15 protein-coding genes and 1 pseudogene are annotated in these 18,078 nt (G+C 71.1%); 8 read left to right on the top strand and 8 right to left on the bottom strand.

Going from position 1 to position 18,078, the window contains the following annotated elements:
* The 3 genes and pseudogenes from H5J26_RS17255 to H5J26_RS17245 form a co-directional block, all read right to left on the bottom strand.
* A pseudogene (locus H5J26_RS17255) lies at positions 1-904 on the bottom strand (phospho-sugar mutase); the annotation flags it as partial.
* Between the two features lie 118 nt (positions 905-1,022).
* Positions 1,023-1,841, bottom strand: coding sequence for a purine-nucleoside phosphorylase (locus tag H5J26_RS17250; RefSeq protein ID WP_181766762.1), 819 nt, complete (start codon positions 1,839-1,841; stop codon positions 1,023-1,025).
* A 740-nt stretch (positions 1,842-2,581) separates the two neighbouring features.
* Complete coding sequence (locus tag H5J26_RS17245) at positions 2,582-3,019, bottom strand: gamma-glutamylcyclotransferase (protein ID WP_181766761.1); 438 nt, start codon at positions 3,017-3,019, stop codon at positions 2,582-2,584.
* 117 nt (positions 3,020-3,136) lie between these two features.
* Here H5J26_RS17245 and H5J26_RS17240 point away from each other — a divergent pair, with 117 nt between their 5' ends.
* Entirely contained in the window at positions 3,137-4,597 is a 1,461-nt protein-coding gene (locus tag H5J26_RS17240; protein ID WP_181766760.1) for an NAD(P)H-quinone dehydrogenase, read from the top strand.
* 159 nt (positions 4,598-4,756) lie between these two features.
* Positions 4,757-5,719 (top strand): DeoR/GlpR family DNA-binding transcription regulator, encoded by a 963-nt coding sequence (locus H5J26_RS17235; protein WP_210771441.1) that lies wholly within the window; start codon positions 4,757-4,759, stop codon positions 5,717-5,719.
* Between the two features lie 83 nt (positions 5,720-5,802).
* Here the strand turns inward: H5J26_RS17235 and H5J26_RS17230 are convergent, their stop codons facing one another.
* A complete protein-coding gene (locus H5J26_RS17230) occupies positions 5,803-7,575 on the bottom strand; it encodes an acetyl/propionyl/methylcrotonyl-CoA carboxylase subunit alpha (RefSeq protein ID WP_181766758.1) in 1,773 nt (590 codons plus the stop codon).
* A gap of 433 nt (positions 7,576-8,008) precedes the next feature.
* Between H5J26_RS17230 and H5J26_RS17225 the strand changes: the two genes are divergently transcribed.
* A complete protein-coding gene (locus H5J26_RS17225) occupies positions 8,009-8,446 on the top strand; it encodes a hypothetical protein (RefSeq protein WP_181766757.1) in 438 nt (145 codons plus the stop codon).
* 122 nt (positions 8,447-8,568) lie between these two features.
* Here the strand turns inward: H5J26_RS17225 and H5J26_RS17220 are convergent, their stop codons facing one another.
* The 4 genes from H5J26_RS17220 to H5J26_RS17205 all read right to left on the bottom strand — a co-directional run bounded on the left by H5J26_RS17220 (position 8,569) and on the right by H5J26_RS17205 (position 11,479).
* The gene (locus H5J26_RS17220; protein WP_181766756.1) at positions 8,569-9,255 is read right to left on the bottom strand and encodes a Maf family protein; all 687 of its coding nucleotides are present in this window, start codon (positions 9,253-9,255) and stop codon (positions 8,569-8,571) included.
* A gap of 60 nt (positions 9,256-9,315) precedes the next feature.
* Positions 9,316-9,444 carry a morphogenic membrane protein MmpB gene (gene mmpB, locus H5J26_RS17215; RefSeq protein WP_419183812.1) on the bottom strand — a complete coding sequence of 43 codons (129 nt, stop codon included), beginning with the start codon at positions 9,442-9,444 and terminating at the stop codon, positions 9,316-9,318.
* Between the two features lie 182 nt (positions 9,445-9,626).
* Positions 9,627-9,869 (bottom strand): acyl-CoA carboxylase subunit epsilon, encoded by a 243-nt coding sequence (locus tag H5J26_RS17210; protein WP_181766755.1) that lies wholly within the window; start codon positions 9,867-9,869, stop codon positions 9,627-9,629.
* Positions 9,870-9,883: 14 nt separating this feature from the next.
* Positions 9,884-11,479, bottom strand: a complete 1,596-nt coding sequence (locus tag H5J26_RS17205) for an acyl-CoA carboxylase subunit beta (RefSeq protein ID WP_181766754.1) — start codon at positions 11,477-11,479, stop codon at positions 9,884-9,886.
* 152 nt (positions 11,480-11,631) lie between these two features.
* Here H5J26_RS17205 and H5J26_RS17200 point away from each other — a divergent pair, with 152 nt between their 5' ends.
* The 5 genes from H5J26_RS17200 to hutH all read left to right on the top strand — a co-directional run.
* Positions 11,632-12,525 (top strand): biotin--[acetyl-CoA-carboxylase] ligase, encoded by an 894-nt coding sequence (locus tag H5J26_RS17200; RefSeq protein ID WP_181766753.1) that lies wholly within the window; start codon positions 11,632-11,634, stop codon positions 12,523-12,525.
* Between the two features lie 242 nt (positions 12,526-12,767).
* Positions 12,768-14,024 (top strand): adenylate/guanylate cyclase domain-containing protein, encoded by a 1,257-nt coding sequence (locus H5J26_RS17195; protein ID WP_309237948.1) that lies wholly within the window; start codon positions 12,768-12,770, stop codon positions 14,022-14,024.
* Positions 14,025-14,176: 152 nt separating this feature from the next.
* Positions 14,177-14,986 (top strand): enoyl-CoA hydratase/isomerase family protein, encoded by an 810-nt coding sequence (locus H5J26_RS17190; RefSeq protein WP_181766752.1) that lies wholly within the window; start codon positions 14,177-14,179, stop codon positions 14,984-14,986.
* Positions 14,987-15,095: 109 nt separating this feature from the next.
* A complete protein-coding gene (locus H5J26_RS17185) occupies positions 15,096-16,346 on the top strand; it encodes a GGDEF domain-containing protein (RefSeq protein WP_181766751.1) in 1,251 nt (416 codons plus the stop codon).
* A 190-nt stretch (positions 16,347-16,536) separates the two neighbouring features.
* A partial coding sequence (hutH, locus tag H5J26_RS17180; protein WP_181766750.1) for a histidine ammonia-lyase occupies positions 16,537-18,078 on the top strand: 1,542 nt, incomplete at its 3' end.

Here is an 18,078-nt window from a genome sequence, read left to right as displayed (position 1 = left end):
TGGCCGAGGCCGTCTCGCGGGCGGTCGCGAAGGCGAGGTCCATCGCGCCCGGCTCCTCCGGGTTGGGGAAGGAGACGGTCGGGAAGTCCGGGTCGGGCTCGGCCTGTTGCCGCACGGCGACCGGATCGGGGAAGCCCGCCCGCTGGAACGCCGTGTGCAGCGTGCGGGAGCCGACGCCGTGCAGGGCCGTGTGCACGATCCGGAGGTCGCGCGGCGAACCCTCGGTCAGCACGGCGCCCGTACGTGCGAGGTAGCGCTCGACGACGTCCTCGTCCAGCACGTCCCAGCCGCTCTCCGGCCGCGCCACCCCGGCGATCGGACCGACGGCGTCGATCCTGGCCGCGATCTCGGCATCGGCGGGCGGAACGATCTGGGACCCTCCGCCGAGATAGACCTTGTAGCCGTTGTCACGGGGCGGGTTGTGGCTGGCGGTGACCATCACGCCCGCGACGGCGCCGAGTTGGCGGATCGCGAACGCGAGCACGGGGGTCGGCAGCGGGCCGGGCAGCAGAGCCGCCCGCAGGCCGGCGCCGGTCATGACGGAGGCGGTCTCGCAGGCGAACTCGTGGCTCTTGTGGCGGGCGTCGTAACCGATGACGACGAGACCGGGGGCCGAACCGCTGCCGGGGGCGGAGCCCTCGGCCTCAGCCTGGCCGCGGAGATAGGCGGCGAGACCCGCCGCGGCGCGGATCACGACGGAACGATTCATCCGCATCGGCCCCGCACCGAGTTCACCGCGGAGACCGGCCGTACCGAACGCGAGGCCTCCTGCGAACCGGGCGGCGAGTTCCTCGTGGTCCTCGGCCTCGATGAGCTTCGCCAGCTCCTCGCGGGTCTCGGGGTCGGGGTCCTCGGCCTGCCAGGCCTGGGCGCGGGCGGTCAGCTCCGTCACATCCTCGTGCACAGCTCTGCCTCTCTCTCACGTGTGCTGCGGTGCGGCCGCCCTCACGGGCGGGTCTTCCGTACGGGCACCCGGCCCGTACGGGCGAGCGGGACCGGACGTGCGGTCCGGCCCGGCCCGCTCACATCCGGCCCAGCACCTGTGCCAGCAGCGAACCCATCCTCGAGGCCGAGTCGCGGCCGGCCTGGAGAACTTCCTCGTGGTTGAGAGGCTCGCCCGTCATGCCCGCCGCGAGGTTGGTCACCAGCGAGATGCCGAGCACCTCCGCACCGGCCTCCCGAGCGGCGATGGCCTCCAGCACGGTGGACATGCCGACAAGGTCCCCGCCGATGGCGCGGACCATGCCGATCTCGGCCGGAGTCTCGTAGTGCGGCCCGGGAAGCTGCACGTAGACGCCCTCTTCGAGGGAGGTGTCCACTTCCTTGCACAGGGTGCGCAGACGGGGGGAGTAGAGGTCGGTGAGGTCGACGAAGTTGGCGCCGACGATGGGAGAGGTGGCGGTCAGATTGATGTGGTCCTTGATGAGGACGGGCTGGCCGGGAACCATTCCGCCGCGCAGGCCGCCGCACCCGTTGGTGAGCACGACCGTCTTGCAGCCCGCGGCGACGGCCGTACGGACGCCGTGCGTGACGGCGGCGACGCCGCGTCCCTCGTAGAAGTGCGTACGGCCGAGGAAGACGAGCACGCGTTTGTCGCCCAACTCGTGGGAGCGGACCGTCCCCGCGTGCCCTTCCACGGCGGGTGCGGGGAACCCCGGCAGCTCCGTCACGGGGAACTCGGACTCGGGTGCCCCGAGCGCGTCGGCGGCGGGCACCCAGCCGGAGCCCATCACGAGGACAACGTCGTGGTTGTCCGTGCCGGTCAGCTCCCGCAGCCGCGTGGCTGCGGTATCGGCGGAACGGTACGGATCGTCGGCGATGTTCGAGGCGGAAGCATTCACGCGTTGAGCCTAGCCTGTTTGAGCCTACGCGCGTAGACGGCCATGGGAATTATGCGGGATCCACACAGGTCACGGACGGTACGTTTCATCGCCACCCACTGGGGCCCGGGGTCCCGGGGGCGCCTCTGCCCGGGTGCGGGGGCGGGTGCGTGCCGCTCCGCGGGGGTTGGCCGGGTGCGCGTGCTCTTGGACCCGGGCCGGGTGCGTGCCACTCCGCGGGCAACTTCGGGACGGCATGATTTACGGCCCGACCCTCCGGAACAGGTCCACGTACCCCTCATTTGTCGGGCCACAAATCACGCTTGAGTGTCCCGAAGTCACCCGCTGCGCGTCCCACCCCCTCCGACCGTTCGCGACCGCCCCTGGATCCGGCCCTGGCGCCGGAGAGACACCACTCACCGAGCTTCGCCCCGGCGGAACACCCGCCGCGAAGGCGAATTGGCTCCGTCTGCACGGGGGCGAAAGCTCTTGGGATAGCCGCACGACCGCTTGAGGGGGCGGGACGCGCAGGGGTGGGTGTCCGGACACACTGGGGTCTCCCCCGCGAAGCGAGGGGAAGTGATTTGTGGCCCGGCTCATGCGAGGGGTACTTAAGATTTCGGGTGGGCCGGGCCGTAAATCATGCCGTCCGGACATCCGCACCGGAGCGGCACGCCCCCGCACCCACCCCGATCGGCAAGCGCCCCGCACCCACCCCGAGCGCAACACTCCCGCAGCGGCAGCGGACTGAGCCGCACCGCTCAGCAAGGACGCTTGCGGATCTCCATGACGTAGTCGTGCGGCGCCCCCGCCGCCTCCGCCGCGTCCGCGATGTCGCCGAGGTAGCGGGCCGAGGGCAGGCCGCCCTCGTAGCCGTTGAGGACGAAGCACCAGGCCGTCGCCTCGCCGTCCAGCGTGTGCACACGCAGCCGTGCCCGGCGGTAGATGCCGAGCCCGACGCCCTCCCAGCGGTCCATGGACTCCTCGTCCATGGGCGCGAGGTCGTACAGCGACACGAAGACCTGCGCCCCCGGCGCCTCCACGACCGTCGCCAGCGCGCCCTCCCAGCCCATCTGCTCGCCGCCGAACGTCAGGCGCCAGTCGGTGACCCACCCCGTGCCGCGCAGCGGCGAGTGCGGAGCGCGGCGCGACATCAGCCGCGGGTCGAGGTTCGCGGCGTAAGCGGCGTAGAGCGACATGACGACGAGGGTACGGGAGTCCTTCTCCGCGACGCCGGTGGTGCGCGGGGTGGCGGAGGGTCGCTCAGGGGCGCCGGGAAGGGGGGTGCGAGACCACGCGGAAGCCCGTGCGGGACAATGGACAACGTGACTCGGATCGTGATCATCGGTGGCGGACCGGGCGGCTATGAGGCCGCCCTCGTGGCAGCGCAGCTCGGGGCGGACGTGACCGTCGTGGACTGCGACGGACTCGGGGGCGCGTCGGTGCTGACCGACTGCGTCCCGTCGAAGACCCTCATCGCGACTGCCGAAGTCATGACGAACTTCGACTCCTCCTACGAGGAGCTGGGCATCCGCGTCGAGGACAGCACCCACGACCCGGACGACCCCGCGCGGGTCGTCGGCGTCGACCTCGGCAAGGTCAACCGCCGCGTGAAGCGGCTGGCGCTCGCCCAGTCGCACGACATCGCCGCGTCGGTGACGCGGTCGGGTGTGCGCGTGATGAGGGGCCGTGCCCGGCTGGAGCCCACGCAGCTGTCGGGCGGTTCGCGGGAGGTCGTCGTCACTCCGACGGGTGACGGGGCCGGCGGGGCCGAGGAGCGGCTGACAGCCGACGCGATCCTGGTCGCCACCGGCGGCCACCCGCGTGAGATCCCGGACGCGCAGCCCGACGGCGAGCGCATCTTCAACTGGAAGCAGCTCTACGACCTGGACGAGCTGCCCGAAGAGCTGATCGTGGTCGGTTCGGGTGTGACGGGCGCCGAATTCGCCGGTGCCTACCGGGCGTTGGGTTCGAACGTCACGCTCGTCTCCTCGCGTGAGCGTGTGCTCCCGGGTGAGGACCCGGATGCGGCGGCCGTGCTGGAGGACGTCTTCCGGCGTCGCGGGATGAACGTGATGGCGCGCTCCCGTGCCGCCTCGGCGAAGCGCGTGGGCGATCACGTGGAGGTGACGCTGCAGGACGGCCGCACGATCACCGGAAGCCACTGCCTCGTCGCCGTCGGCGCCGTGCCGAACACCTCGGACATGGGCCTGGAGGAGGCCGGGGTGCGTCTGAAGGAGTCCGGTCACATCTGGACCGACAAGGTCTCCCGTACGTCGGCCCAGGGCATCTACGCGGCCGGCGACTGCACGGGCGTCTTCGCACTGGCCTCTGTCGCCGCCATGCAGGGGCGGATCGCGATGTACCACTTCCTGGGCGAGACCGTCACGCCGCTCAACCTCAAGGCCGTCTCGGCGAACGTCTTCACCGACCCCGAGATCGCCACCGTCGGTTACAGCCAGGCCGACGTGGACAGCGGCCGGATGGACGCCTGGTCGGTCAAGCTGCCGCTGCTGCGGAACCCGCGCGCGAAGATGCAGGGCATCCGGGACGGCTTCGTGAAGCTGTTCTGCCGGCCGGGCACCGGCATCGTGGTGGGCGGTGTCGTCGTCGCTCCGCGTGCGAGCGAGCTGATCCACCCCCTCTCGGTGGCCGTCGACAACAATTTGACGGTCGGTCAGATCGCCAACACGTTCACCGTCTACCCGTCGCTGACCGGTTCGATCGGTGAGGTGGCACGGCAGTTGCACACGAGGAAGACGGCCGAGGAAGCCTGAAAACCGACTGACCGGCTTCGTCCGTTTGGTGTTATAACACGCCGCAAGTGCAACTATGGGCAACTTCCAAAAATCGACGAAAACTGCTGAAACCAGACGGTCGTTGGGGTTACTGTCAGTTTCGTGTTCGCTGCAGAACGTCGCCAATTGATCCTGGAGATGGTGCGTGCCAACGGAGCGGTTTCGCTCCGTGAGCTCGCACGCGTCGTCCAGACCTCCGAAGTGACCGTCCGCCGTGACGTGCGGGCGTTGGAGGCAGAAGGGCTGCTCGACCGTCGGCACGGTGGTGCGGTCCTGCCGGGTGGATTCACCCGGGAGTCCGGATTCCCACAGAAGTCCCATCTCGCGACCGCGGAGAAGACGGCCATCGCCGACCTCGCCGCCGGTCTCGTGGAAGAGGGTGAGGCCGTCGTCGTCGGCGCCGGTACGACGACGCAGGAGCTCGCCCGCAGACTGGCCCGAGTGCCGGGCCTGACCGTGGTGACCAACTCCCTCCTCGTCGCACAGGCGTTGGCCCACGCCAACCGAGTCGAAGTGGTGATGACAGGCGGCACTCTCCGTGGCTCCAACTACGCGCTGGTCGGCAGTGGCGCCGAGCAGTCGCTGCAAGGGCTCCGCGTCTCCCGCGCGTTCCTCTCCGGCAGCGGGCTCACGGCCGAGCGCGGCCTCTCCACGTCCAACATGCTCTCCGCGAGCGTCGATCGCGCTCTGGTGCAGGCGGCCGCGGAGGTGGTCGTCCTGGCCGACCACACCAAGCTGGGCACCGACACCATGTTCCAGACGGTCCCGACAGACGTCATGACACGCCTGGTGACGGACAAGCCCCCGGCGCACGAGGACCGGGCAGGCACGGAGTTGCAGGCGCTGGCCGATCAGGGCGTGCAGATCACCGTGGCCGGCCTGACTTCGTCGGGAGGCGCGGACGGCTCCTCGCCGGCGCAGGGCGGCGGGAGCGGACGCGGTGCGGAGAAGGGGCGCCGCGATCTGCCGATGCCGGGGCAGCGGCGCAACCACCCGCCGGGGAGCGGCGGTTCGGCACCACAGCTGCGCAGCGCGTCACATCAGGACCAGTCCCCGGCCGTCGGCGGACGCGTCGCGGATCTGGCTCCCCGGCGTCGTTGAGTCTCGTCGACTGAGCCGAAAAAGCTGCTCGCCGCCCACCACGGAATCATCCGCGTGGACGGCGAGCAGCCGCGCGTTGTGGCTCAGTCCTTGATCTCGCAGATGACGGTGCCCGCCGAGAGCGAGCCGCCGACCTCGGCGTGCAGGTCCTTCACGGTGCCGGAGCGGTGCGCGTTCAGCGGCTGCTCCATCTTCATCGCCTCCAGTACGACGACGAGTTCACCCTCCTCGACCTGCTGGCCCTCCTCGACGGCGACCTTCACGATCGTGCCCTGCATCGGGGACGCGAGTGCGTCGCCGGAGGCGGCGCTCCCCGCCTTCTTGGCGGCCTTGCGCTTCGGCTTCTTGCTCCCGCCGCCGGCGGTCGGTGCGGCCGAGACGCCGAGGGAGGAGGGGAGGGAGACCTCGAGGCGCTTGCCGCCGACCTCGACGACGACGGTCTCGCGGGAGCCCTCGTCCTCCTCGGCGTCGCCCACGCCCGCGAAGGGCTTGATGTCGTTGGCGAACTCCGTCTCGATCCACCGGGTGTGGACGTCGAAGGGCGCGTCCTGCCGGCCGTTGACCTCGGGGGCGAACGCCGGGTCGCGTACGACGACACGGTGGAACGGGATGGCGGTGGCCATGCCCTCGACACCGAACTCGTCCAGGGCGCGGGCGGCCCGTTGCAGCGCCTGCTGCCGAGTGGCGCCGGTGACGATCAGCTTGGCCAGCAGGGAGTCCCAGGCGGGGCCGATGACCGAGCCCGACTCGACGCCGGCGTCCAGCCGCACGCCGGGACCGCTGGGCGGGTCGAAGGTGGTGACGGTGCCCGGGGCGGGAAGGAAGTTCCGGCCGGGGTCCTCGCCGTTGATGCGGAACTCGAAGGAGTGGCCGCGCAGTTGGGGGTCGGCGTACTCGAGCGCCTCGCCGTCCGCGATGCGGAACATCTCGCGCACCAGGTCGATGCCGGTGACCTCCTCGGTCACCGGGTGCTCCACCTGCAGACGGGTGTTGACCTCGAGGAAGGAGATCGTGCCGTCCTGCCCGACGAGGAACTCGCAGGTGCCGGCGCCCACATAGCCGGCCTCCTTGAGGATGGCCTTCGACGCCCGGTACAGCTCCGCGTTCTGCTCGTCGCTCAGGAACGGCGCGGGGGCCTCCTCGACGAGCTTCTGGTGGCGCCGCTGCAGCGAGCAGTCACGCGTGGAGACGACGACGACGTTGCCGTGCTTGTCCGCCAGGCACTGCGTCTCCACGTGGCGGGGACGGTCGAGATAGCGCTCGACGAAGCACTCGCCGCGGCCGAACGCCGACACAGCCTCACGCACCGCGGAGTCGTACAGCTCCGCAACCTCGTCCAGCGAGCGCGCGACCTTCAGGCCGCGGCCGCCGCCGCCGAACGCGGCCTTGATGGCGATGGGCAGGCCGTGCTCCTCGGCGAAGGCGACGACCTCATCGGCGCCCGAGACGGGGTCCTTGGTGCCCGCGACGAGCGGTGCACCGGCGCGCTGCGCGATGTGCCGGGCGGCGACCTTGTCGCCCAGGCCGCGGATCGCGTCCGGCGGGGGGCCGATCCATGTCAGGCCCGCGTCCAGCACGGCCTGTGCGAAGTCGGCGTTCTCGGAGAGGAACCCGTATCCGGGGTGGATGGAGTCCGCTCCCGAATCCGCCGCGGCCTTCAGCACCTTGTCCATGTCCAGGTAGCTGGCTGCCGGAGTGTCACCGCCCAGCGCGAATGCCTCGTCGGCAACCCGGACGTGCAAGGCGTCCCGGTCCGGCTCGGCATAGACGGCGACGCTCGCGATTCCCGCGTCCCGACAGGCTCGGGCTACGCGAACAGCGATTTCGCCGCGGTTGGCGATGAGCACCTTGCGCACGATGACTCCCTACTTGGCGCTGCGCCGCAACAAGACGTGAATGTGATGAGTGCTGAGAGTTTAGGTACTGGCGACACCGGAGGCCGAGCCGCACACGGGCGTGAGCTTGCCCACACAGAGTGTTACGTACGGCGGTCACGGCACCCGACGTTCCTTGTCATCCCAAGGTACGCCCGGTTTTCGCCCCCGCCTGCGGATCGCCCGATGTGGTCAACGTCTCCGCACGGGAGTTCACGCCGACCGGGTGGGTCTTTGTGGGGTTCCTATGAATCGACGGGTGAAACTTTGCTTCGCGTCGATCCTCTTGCCCGGCGTGATACCCGTAAGTAGCGTTCGCGGTGCGATGGTGGCGTACTCCAGGTAACGAACAACATCGGCCATGGCCGGTGAAAACGGAAGAAGTGGGTGGGGCGGGGTGGGACTCAGACGATCGGTGGCTGCAGCCGGAGCGCTGATACTGGTGGTTGAGGCGGTCGGCATCGTTCTGCTGCACATCTTTCTCGGCATGGTCGTGGACGAGCAGCAGATGTCCATGGCCGGTCTCGAGCCCCGTTCGATGTCCCTCTCGGCTGTCGTCGCGGGCGCCGTCTTCGGGGGCTATCTCCTCCTGTGCGCAGTGGTGTTGATCCGTACAGCCATTCGCGACAAGGCACCCACCGGGCTGCTGCGCATCGTGCTCATCAGCGCGGCCGTGGTGCACGGCCTGCTCGGCGCGGCCACGGTCGGCCTGGTCGGCTGGCTCGCGTTCCTCTTCATGATGGTGGTGCTGGGCCTGATCGTGTGGTCGCTCGTCGCCTACAACACCGACGCTCCGCCGGAGCACGAGACGTCGCCTGCCGGCGGGCCGCACCCCGAGCCTTCCGCACCGTAGAGGCGCCTGGGCGAGCCGGGCCGGCCCGTCCTCCGGCCCGGGCACGGACGTCCCTCGTCGGCGCGTCCGAGTGCCCGGCCCTTTCACCCGGCGTCCTCAACCCCGCATGGAGCGCCGGGAGTTCACGTCCACAGATCGGTGATGTTCACGCCCAGTCGCGCGAGGAGCGTGCGCAACAGGGGCAGCGACAGCCCGATGACGTTTCCGTGGTCCCCCTCGATGCCCTCGACGAAGGGTGCGCTGCGCCCGTCGAGAGTGAACGCGCCCGCGACGTGCAGCGGTTCGCCCGAGGCGACGTAGGCCGCGATCTCGTGGTCCGTGGGCTCGCCGAAGTGGACCGTGGTGGACGCGGTCGCCGAAGTGCGCGCTCCGTCACGGGTGTCGATGACGCAGTGGCCCGTCTGCAGCACTCCGGAACGGCCGCGCATGGCCTTCCAGCGGGCCGTCGCCTCCTCCGCGTCCGCGGGCTTGCCCAGCGGCTGCCCGTCCAGCTCCAGGACCGAGTCGCAGCCGATGACGAGCGCGTCGGCGGCGTCCGAACGGGCTGCGACCGCCTCTGCCTTCGCCTCGGCGAGCACCCGTGCGAGCTCGGCGGGCGTGGGGGCGGCCAGCGCCTCCTCGTCGACTCCGCTGACGATCACCTCGGGCGCGAACCCGGCCTGACGCAGCAGCGCCAGCCGCGCGGGGGAGGCGGAGGCGAGGACGAGTCGACGGCTCGCGGGCGGGACTTGCTGCGGCTGCGGGGACGGCGCGTGCTCCGCGGACTGCGAGTGCGCCGCGGACGAGGGCTCCGGGGACTGAGAGGTCATGCCGCCATCGTAGGGACCGGCACGGACCCCGGACCGCCGCACAGCCTGGAACGCAGCCGCTCAGCGGATGTTGACGAGCACGGCGGCGACCACGACGGTGACGGGCAGCAGCCAGCACAGCCGCCGCAGCATCGCCAGGGTCGCGCGCATCTCCTTCGGAGGCTCGTCATGGGGGTCGGACCACAGCATGAGATCCATGCTGCGACGCAGCGCGGCGCGAGCGCCTGAGTACGCGTACTCATTCCACCCGGGCGGAAGGCCGTGAGAGCCGCCCCAGCCGGTCCGCGGCCCCCACCCGTGCCCGGACGCGGAACGCCCCGCCCGCAGCGCCGTGGGGCGCTCCGGGCGGGGCGGCATCCGGTTCAGATGTCTCAGGCAGGCCAGTACGTCGTGCGCCACGCCTTCGGGCCCGGATGAGGGACCCTGCGCGGCACCGTACGGGCCGGATCGGACCACTCCTGGTCGGGCCGTGATTCGGACCCCGCGGACGCCACGGCGGCGGCCCGCGCCCTGACCACCGCCAGGGCGGCGGCAAGCTCCTCCGGTGTCGGATTGCCCCGTACCACCTTGATGGGCGGGAACGGCGGGTTCTCCCCTGTCGTCGGCTCGAGCATGGCGAACGACCTCCTTACAGCGGGATGTTGCCGTGCTTCTTCGGGGGCAGCTGCTCGCGCTTGGAGCGGAGCGTACGCAGACCACGAGTGATGTGCCGACGCGTCTCCGACGGCATGATCACAGCGTCCACATACCCACGTTCGGCCGCGGCATACGGATTCAGCAGCGCGTCCTCGTACTCCTGCGTGAGATCCGCCCGCAGTTCCTCGCGCTCCTCGTCGGACTCGACCGCCGCGAGCCGCCTGCGGTGCAGGATGTTCACCGCGCCCTGGGCACCCATGACCGCGATCTGGGCAGTCGGCCAGGCGAAGTTGAGGTCGGCGCCGAGGTGCTTGGAGCCCATGACGTCGTACGCGCCGCCGAAGGCCTTGCGCGTGATGACGGTGATCAGCGGCACCGTCGCCTCCGCGTAGGCGTAGATGAGCTTGGCGCCGCGGCGGATGATGCCGTCGTACTCCTGGTCCGTTCCCGGGAGGAAGCCCGGAACGTCGACGAAGGTGATCACCGGCACGTTGTAGGCGTCGCAGGTGCGCACGAAGCGTGCCGCCTTCTCGCTGGCGTCGATGTTGAGGCAACCCGCGAACTGCAGCGGCTGGTTGGCCACCACGCCCACCGACTGGCCCTCGATCCGTCCGAAGCCGGTGATGATGTTCGGCGCGAACAGCGCCTGGGTCTCGAGGAATTCACCGTCGTCCAGCACGTGCTCGATGGCGGAGTGCATGTCGTAGGGCTGGTTCGCCGAGTCCGGGATCAGGACGTCCAGCTCGCGGTCGTCCTCGGAGGTCTCCAGGTCCGCCTCCTCGGGGAAGACGGGCGGCTCGGAGAGGTTGTTGGACGGCAGGTAGGACAGCAGCGCCTTCACGTACTCGACGGCGTCCTTCTCGTCGCCCGCCATGTGGTGCGCGACACCGGAGGTGGTGTTGTGCGTACGGGCGCCGCCCAGCTCCTCGAAGCCGACGTCCTCACCGGTCACCGTCTTGATGACGTCCGGCCCGGTGATGAACATGTGCGAGGTCTGGTCGACCATCACCGTGAAGTCGGTGATCGCGGGGGAGTAGACCGCGCCGCCGGCGCACGGGCCGACGATCAGGCTGATCTGCGGCACGACGCCTGAGGCGTGCACGTTGCGGCGGAAGATCTCCGCGAACAGGCCGAGTGCCACCACCCCTTCCTGGATCCGGGCGCCACCGCCGTCGTTGATGCCGATCACGGGACAGCCGTTCTTCAGCGCGAAGTCCATGACCTTGACGATCTTCTCGCCGTAGACCTCGCCGAGCGACCCGCCGAAGATGGTGAAGTCCTGGGAGTACACGCACACCGGACGGCCGTCGACCGTGCCGTAGCCGGTGACGACACCGTCGCCGTACGGGCGGTTCTTCTCCAGGCCGAAGTTGGTGGAACGGTGCCGGGCGAACTCGTCCAGCTCCGTGAAACTGCCCTCGTCCAGCAGCAACTCGACCCGCTCCCGTGCGGTGAGCTTGCCCTTCGCGTGCTGCTTCTCCACCGCGCGCTCCGAGCCCGCGTGCGTCGCCTCCGTGGCCCGTCGCTCGAAGTCCGCGATCTTGCCCGCGGTCGTGTGGATGTCTGGGCTGCTCTCCTGCTCGGACATCTGCGTGCGACTCCTACTCGTCAGCGTGCGGCTACCGATTCGTAGGCTATCCGCGAAGAAGCGGTTCGGCGGTGCGGCGTTGGCCACACTCGGTCGCCCACCGGCCCGTTCCGCACAGGCGGTGCGCCCGTGCCCGGCCCTACGCTGACGCCATGACGCCGAACCCGCCCGAGGGCCACGACAGCTCCGCCAGCCGCTGGTCCGATCTGAGCCGCCCGCCGCTCAACGCCGAGTCGCTGCGCCGCGCGCTCGTCAGACCGGACAGCATGTGGACGTCGGTGGAGGTCGCCCAGAGCACGGGTTCGACCAACTCGGACCTCGCGCAGCGCGCGCGTGACGGCAGTGCGGGCGAGGGCACCGTTCTCGTCGCGGAGGAGCAGACCACGGGCCGCGGGCGCCTGGACCGCGGCTGGAGTGCGCCGCCCCGCTCGGGGATCTTCGTCTCCGTGCTCCTGCGGCCGCAGGTGCCGCAGGAGCGCTGGGGCTGGCTGCCGCTGCTCGCGGGCGTTGCCGCGGCGAGCGCCCTCGCCCGCTCGGCGGGTGTGGACACGAAGCTGAAGTGGCCCAACGACGTCCTCGTCGACATCGAGGGCGAGGAGCGCAAGGTCGGCGGCATCCTCGCCGAACGGACCGATGCGGGAGGCGACGCCGCGATCGTCCTCGGGCTGGGCCTCAACGTCTCGCTGCGCAGCTCCGAACTGCCCGTCCCCACAGCCGGATCGCTCGTCCTCGCGGGAGCGAGCGGCACCGACCGGGACCCGCTGCTGCGTGCGGTGCTGCGCTCCATCGAGGACTGGTTCGGACGCTGGTCCGCCGCCGACGGCGACCCCGTCGGGAGCGGTCTGCTGGAGGCGTACGCAGCCGGGTGCGCCACGCTCGGCCGCACGGTGCGGGCGGAGCTGCCCGGCGGCGAGGAACTCGTCGGCGAAGCGGTGGCGCTCGACAGCGACGGGCGGCTCGTCATCGGAACGGAGTCCGGTGTGCAGCGGCCGGTCTCCGCGGGCGACATCGTGCACCTGCGCGGGCACGGCGGCGCAGGCGTGTGACCCGCCGCGGGCGGGGGGTCCGGCACGCGTCGGCACCGCAGGTGCGCGCCCGTTCCGCCGAGCCGGTGGTCCGTGCTTGACGGTGCGTTCGCAGAGGGACCAGTTCAGGGCACTGCTGCCGTATTGTTGGCACGCGGCGGAGGGGACGCGGATGTGGCGCGTCCCGGAGATCCCCGGAAGATCTCAGCAAGAGAACGGAAGGGCAGTGCGCAGGGACGACCGGACCTGGCGAGGGGCGGACAGTGGCCGAGGATGAGCCGGACACTCCCGCGCGTACTTCCGGTTCCCGTTCAGCGACGGATCCGGAGCCGGGAGAGGAATCACCGACCACGCCCGAGCAGGGCGCCGACGTGACCGGGCAGGACGGATCCGGGCCGGAGCAGGACGGTTCGCCCGACCCCGCTTCGCCCGACCCGGCTTCGTACGGCCCCGTTCCGTACGACGCCGACCAGCTGCCGGACTCCGCCCACGACGGTGACGCCGATACCGACGACGACCCCAGCGCGCTGCGCATCGAAGAGCTCATCCTCGGTTCGGAACGCCGCTACACGCCCTTTCAGGCCGCCCGTGCCGCAGGCGTCTCCATGGAGCTGGCCTCCCGCTTCTGGCGTGCGATGGGCTTCGCGGACGTGGGCCAGGCGCGGGCACTGACCGAGGCGGACGTCCTCGCGCTGCGGCGCCTGGCCGGGCTCGTCGAGGCCGGGCTGCTGAGCGAGACGACGGCCGTACAGGTCGCTCGGTCCACCGGGCAGACCACCTCGCGGCTGGCCGACTGGCAGATCGACTCCTTCCTGATGGGGCTCACCGAGCCGCCCGAGCCGGGCATGACCCGTAACGAGGTCACCTACCCCCTGGTGCAGCTGCTCCTGCCCGAGCTGGAGGAGTTCCTGGTCTATGTGTGGCGGCGTCAGCTCGCCGCGGCCACCGGGCGGGTCGTCCAGGCGCTGGACGACGAGGACACCGTGGCTCGGCGGCAGGCCATCGCCTTCGCCGACCTCGTCGGCTTCACACGGCTGACGCGGCGCCTGGAGGACGACGAACTCGGCGAGCTGGTCGAGGCGTTCGAGACGACGGCGGCGGATCTGGTCGCCGCGAACGGCGGGCGCCTGATCAAGGCGCTGGGCGACGAAGTCCTCTACGTCGCCGAGGAGGCCGGCACGGCCGCAGAGATCGGCCTGCGCCTCATCGAGACCATGGCGAACGACCAGACCATGCCCGAGCTCCGGGTGGGCATCGCCTTCGGCACGATGACGACGCGCATGGGCGACGTCTTCGGCAACACGGTCAACCTCGCCAGCAGGCTCACGTCGATAGCTCCCAAGGACAGGGTGCTCGTCGACGGCGACTTCCGCGCGGAACTGGTCGCCGAGGGACTCGCCCCGGAATCGGAGAAGGAGACCGACGACCTCTCCGATTTCCGCTATGCGCTTCAGCCGCTGTACCAGCGGCCCGTTCGAGGGCTCGGCGTCGTCGAGCCCTGGATGCTCAGCCGTCGCTGACGGATCAACTCTCCCTCTGCCCGAGGGCTCAGCTCTCGCGCGTACGGGCCCCGGCCCGCGGTGAGCCCGCCCGGCGGACCACCGCTCACGGCGCGGACCGTAGGGTGTCCCGCGGCAGGCACTTGTGAGCGAGCGTTAACCGGAGGGGTCGCATGAGCACGGTGAGCGAAAAGCGGTACGGCGAGTGGATCGTGGTGCGCAAGGACTCCGAGACCCACGTCGCCGAACTCGTCCTCGACCGTCCCGGTGCCATGAACGCCGTCTCGGTCGAGCTCGCCACCCGTCTCGCCGAGGCGTGCACGGATCTGGCCGCGGACCTGGACGTACGCGCCACCGTCCTCAGCTCCACCCACGAGCGGGCCTTCTGCGTGGGCGCCGACCTCAAGGAACGCAACTCCTTCACCGACGCCGACATGGGACGGCACCGTCCGACTGCTCGCGCCGCCTACAGGGGTGTGCTGGAACTGCCGATGCCCACCGTCGCCGCGGTGCACGGGTTCGCACTCGGCGGCGGCTTCGAACTCGCGCTCTCCTGCGACCTGATCGTGGCCGACCCGAGCACCGTCGTGGGGCTGCCCGAGGTGTCCGTCGGCGTCATCCCGGGCGGCGGCGGTACGCAGTTGCTGCCCCGCCGAGTTGGCTCCGCGCGTGCCGCCGAGCTCATCTTCAGCGCTCGCAGGGTGGAGGCCGGCGAAGCGCACCGGCTCGGCCTCCTCGACCAGTTGGTGGAGGAGGGCCAGGACCGCGCGGAAGCCCTCGCCCTCGGCGCGCGTATCGCGGCGAACTCCCCGGTGGGGCTGCGCGCCGCCAAGCGCGCGCTGCGCACCGGCTGGGGTCTGGATCTACGCGCCGGGCTGGAGATCGAGGATGCGGCCTGGCGCACCATCGCCTTCTCCGGCGACCGCGCCGAGGGCGTTGCCGCCTTCAACGAGAAGCGGAAGCCGCAGTGGCCGGGTGAGTGACGGGACGCCCGTGAGGCCGCCTCGCGCTTCCGGCGGCACCCGAACGGCCGCCCCGTGGCCGGGAGCAGCCCAGACGGCAGGGTGCGCCGAACGCTCCTAGCCTGACCTCATGGGAGAGGACCCACGCTTGCGGGCGGTCGTCGAGCTGGCGCAGGCCATGGCCCGCGCGCAGCGCTTCCGCGATGCGGAGCCTCGGCACCCCACTCACCGTGAGGTCGCACGAGCCGCGGCCGTACGGGCGTGTGCGGCGATGGACGGCACCTTCGCCGCCGTCTCCGCCTGGGACCGGGCGCGTGGGCGGCTGGACGTCCTGGTGAACGTCGGGGAGCTCGCCACGGGTGAGAGCGAGTTCCCCGAGGACGAGTCCTATCCGGTGCACGACTTCCCGGAGATCACCGAGTCGCTCCGCGAGCGGTGGTCGCTGGAGGGCAAGGACGAGCCGCAGGCGTGGGTCGAGACGGCCGGCTCGGGGCGCGGCCCGTCCGAGGGCGCCCCCGTCCATCCGCGTGCGGCCGCCCTGCGAAGACGCGGCCGTGGCTGCTGTGTCGTCGCGCCGATCGTGCTGCACGGCCGGGCGTGGGGCCAGCTGTACGTGGCCCGCGGGGTCGGCGAGCCGGTCTTCGACCGTTCCGACGCGCATTTCGCGACCATACTGGCCGAGATCATCGCTGCCGGGCTCGCCCAGAACGAGCAGCTGGAGGAGGTGCGCCGCCTCGCCTTCACCGACCAGCTGACGGGCCTGGCCAACCGCCGGGCCATCGAGGGGAAGCTGGAGGACGGGCTGGAGCGGCATCGCGAGGACGGCGCCGTCGTGAGCCTCGTCGTCTGCGACGTCAACGGCCTCAAGCGCGTCAACGACGAGCTCGGGCACGCGGCCGGCGACCGTCTGCTGGAGCGCTTCGGCATGGTGCTGTCGCTGTGCGGCGCGACGCTGCCCGGGGCGCTGGCGGCACGCCTCGGCGGGGACGAGTTCTGTCTGCTGACGGTGGGCCCCGGGGCGGACGAGGTCGTCAAGGCGGCGGAAGAGGTCTGCCGCAAGGCGAGCGGCCTTCAGGCGGGAGACGGGGTCGCCTGCGGAGTCGCCTCCACGGGGGACCCGATCGGGCCGGTCCCCTCAGCCGCGCGCCTCTTCCGGCTCGCGGACGCCGCGCAGTACCGCGCCAAGGCGGCCAGGGCGCAGCGGCCCGTGGTCGCGGGCCGCGACGGGGGCACCCAGGACCCGGTGATCCGCCTCGCCGACGCCTCCGAGGCGGAGGACGCCTCACCCGTTCCGCACGTGGGGGACCGTCGGCATTTCCGCGGGCACGCGCATGATCCGGCGGAGACCCCCGAGGTGCCGGACGGGAACACCTCGACGTGAGCCCGGCTGCGCCGGCGACGGCCTTCGGGCCGCGCAGCACGGCGCGGGGTCACGGCGCAGACTCACATGGGGTGCACCTGAACTCGGCCGGTCCGGCGTCCGTACCGGCGTCAGGTCCGGCTGGTTTCCCGAGTGCGGGGTCGGGGCCCGGTCGTGACAGGAATCGATTCACTCTTTAGGGTGCCTGAATATGAGTATGCACACCGTGGTGCTGGGCGACTCCGGCACGAGCCCCGAGGACGTCATCGCCGTTGCCCGGGACGGCGCCCGGGTCGAGCTGTCGGCGCAGGCAGTGGCCGCCCTGGACGCGTCGCGGCGTCACATCGAGGAGCTGGCCGCCAAGCCTGAGCCCGTCTACGGCGTCTCCACGGGCTTCGGCGCCCTCGCCGTGCGCCACATCAACCCCGGTCTGCGCGCTCAGCTCCAGCGCAACATCGTGCGCTCGCACGCCGCCGGGATGGGCCCGGCCGTCGAGCGCGAGGTCGTCCGCGCCCTGATGTTCCTCCGGCTGAAGACTCTCGCCTCGGGGCGTACGGGCGTGCGGTCCGAGGTGGCGCAGTCGATCGCCGCGCTCCTGAACGCCGGGATCACCCCCGTCGTCCACGAGTACGGCTCGCTCGGCTGCTCAGGGGACCTCGCCCCGCTGTCCCACTGCGCTCTGACTCTCATGGGTGAAGGGGACGCCGAAGGACCGGACGGCACCGTGGCGCCCGCAGCGGAACTGCTCGCCGCGCACGGAATCACCCCCGTCGAGCTCCGCGAGAAGGAGGGTCTCGCCCTTCTCAACGGCACCGACGGGATGCTCGGCATGCTGCTTCTCGCCTGCGCCGACCTCGGCCGGCTCTTCACCTCCGCCGACATCACGGCCGCCCTCTCCCTGGAGGCGCTGCTCGGCACCGAAAAGGTGCTCGCGCCCGAGCTGCACGCCATCCGCCCGCATCCGGGCCAGGCCGACTCGGCCGCCAACATGCTGAAGGTGCTGGCCGGTTCGGACCTCACGGGTCACCACCAGGACGACGCGCCCCGCGTCCAGGACGCCTACTCGGTGCGCTGCGCACCGCAGGTCGCCGGAGCCGGGCGTGACACCCTCACGCACGCCCGTACGGTCGCAGAGCGCGAGCTGGCCGCAGCCGTCGACAACCCGGTGGTGCTGCCCGACGGCCGCGTCGAGTCCAACGGCAACTTCCACGGCGCCCCGGTCGCCTACGTACTGGACTTCCTTGCCGTGGCCGTCGCCGACCTCGCCTCCATCGCGGAGCGCCGCACCGACCGGCTCCTGGACAAGAACCGCTCGCACGGACTGCCGCCCTTCCTGGCGCACGACGCCGGCGTCGACTCGGGCCTGATGATCGCGCAGTACACGCAGGCGGCGCTGGTCAGCGAGATGAAGCGCCTGGCGGTGCCTGCCTCGACCGACTCCATCCCCTCGTCGGCGATGCAGGAGGACCACGTCTCCATGGGCTGGGCGGCCGCACGAAAGCTGCGTACGGCGGTGGACAACCTCACCCGCGTCGTCGCCGTCGAGCTGTACGCGGCGACGAGGGCCGTCGAACTCCGCGCCGAAGGCGGAAGGTTGGCGCCGGGTGCGGCCGCGAACGCGGTCGTACGGGCGCTGCGTGCGGCCGGTGTCCAGGGCCCGGGCCCGGACCGCTTCCTCTCGCCGGATCTGGCGGTGGCCGAGGAGTTCGTACGGACCGGGCAGCTGGTGCGCGCGGCTCAGTCGGCGACGGGC

This window comes from Streptomyces albidus (ex Kaewkla and Franco 2022) (assembly GCF_013870515.1).
Classification (GTDB): Bacteria; Actinomycetota; Actinomycetes; order Streptomycetales; family Streptomycetaceae; genus Streptomyces; species Streptomyces albidus.
This window is presented reverse-complemented; position numbering and strand designations above follow the sequence as displayed.

What these genes read in the sequence shown, in the direction of transcription:
- H5J26_RS17245 (WP_181766761.1), bottom strand. Translation starts at nt 3,019, where the DNA reads ATGTCGCTCTACGCCGCTTACGCCGCGAACCTCGACCCGCGGCTGATG.
- H5J26_RS17240 (WP_181766760.1), top strand. Translation starts at nt 3,137, where the DNA reads ATGGACAACGTGACTCGGATCGTGATCATCGGTGGCGGACCGGGCGGC.
- H5J26_RS17235 (WP_210771441.1), top strand. Translation starts at nt 4,757, where the DNA reads ATGGTGCGTGCCAACGGAGCGGTTTCGCTCCGTGAGCTCGCACGCGTC.
- H5J26_RS17220 (WP_181766756.1), bottom strand. Translation starts at nt 9,255, where the DNA reads ATGACCTCTCAGTCCCCGGAGCCCTCGTCCGCGGCGCACTCGCAGTCC.
- mmpB (WP_419183812.1), bottom strand. Translation starts at nt 9,444, where the DNA reads ATGCTGTGGTCCGACCCCCATGACGAGCCTCCGAAGGAGATGCGCGCG.
- H5J26_RS17210 (WP_181766755.1), bottom strand. Translation starts at nt 9,869, where the DNA reads ATGCTCGAGCCGACGACAGGGGAGAACCCGCCGTTCCCGCCCATCAAG.
- H5J26_RS17205 (WP_181766754.1), bottom strand. Translation starts at nt 11,479, where the DNA reads ATGTCCGAGCAGGAGAGCAGCCCAGACATCCACACGACCGCGGGCAAG.
- H5J26_RS17200 (WP_181766753.1), top strand. Translation starts at nt 11,632, where the DNA reads ATGACGCCGAACCCGCCCGAGGGCCACGACAGCTCCGCCAGCCGCTGG.
- H5J26_RS17190 (WP_181766752.1), top strand. Translation starts at nt 14,177, where the DNA reads ATGAGCACGGTGAGCGAAAAGCGGTACGGCGAGTGGATCGTGGTGCGC.
- H5J26_RS17185 (WP_181766751.1), top strand. Translation starts at nt 15,096, where the DNA reads ATGGGAGAGGACCCACGCTTGCGGGCGGTCGTCGAGCTGGCGCAGGCC.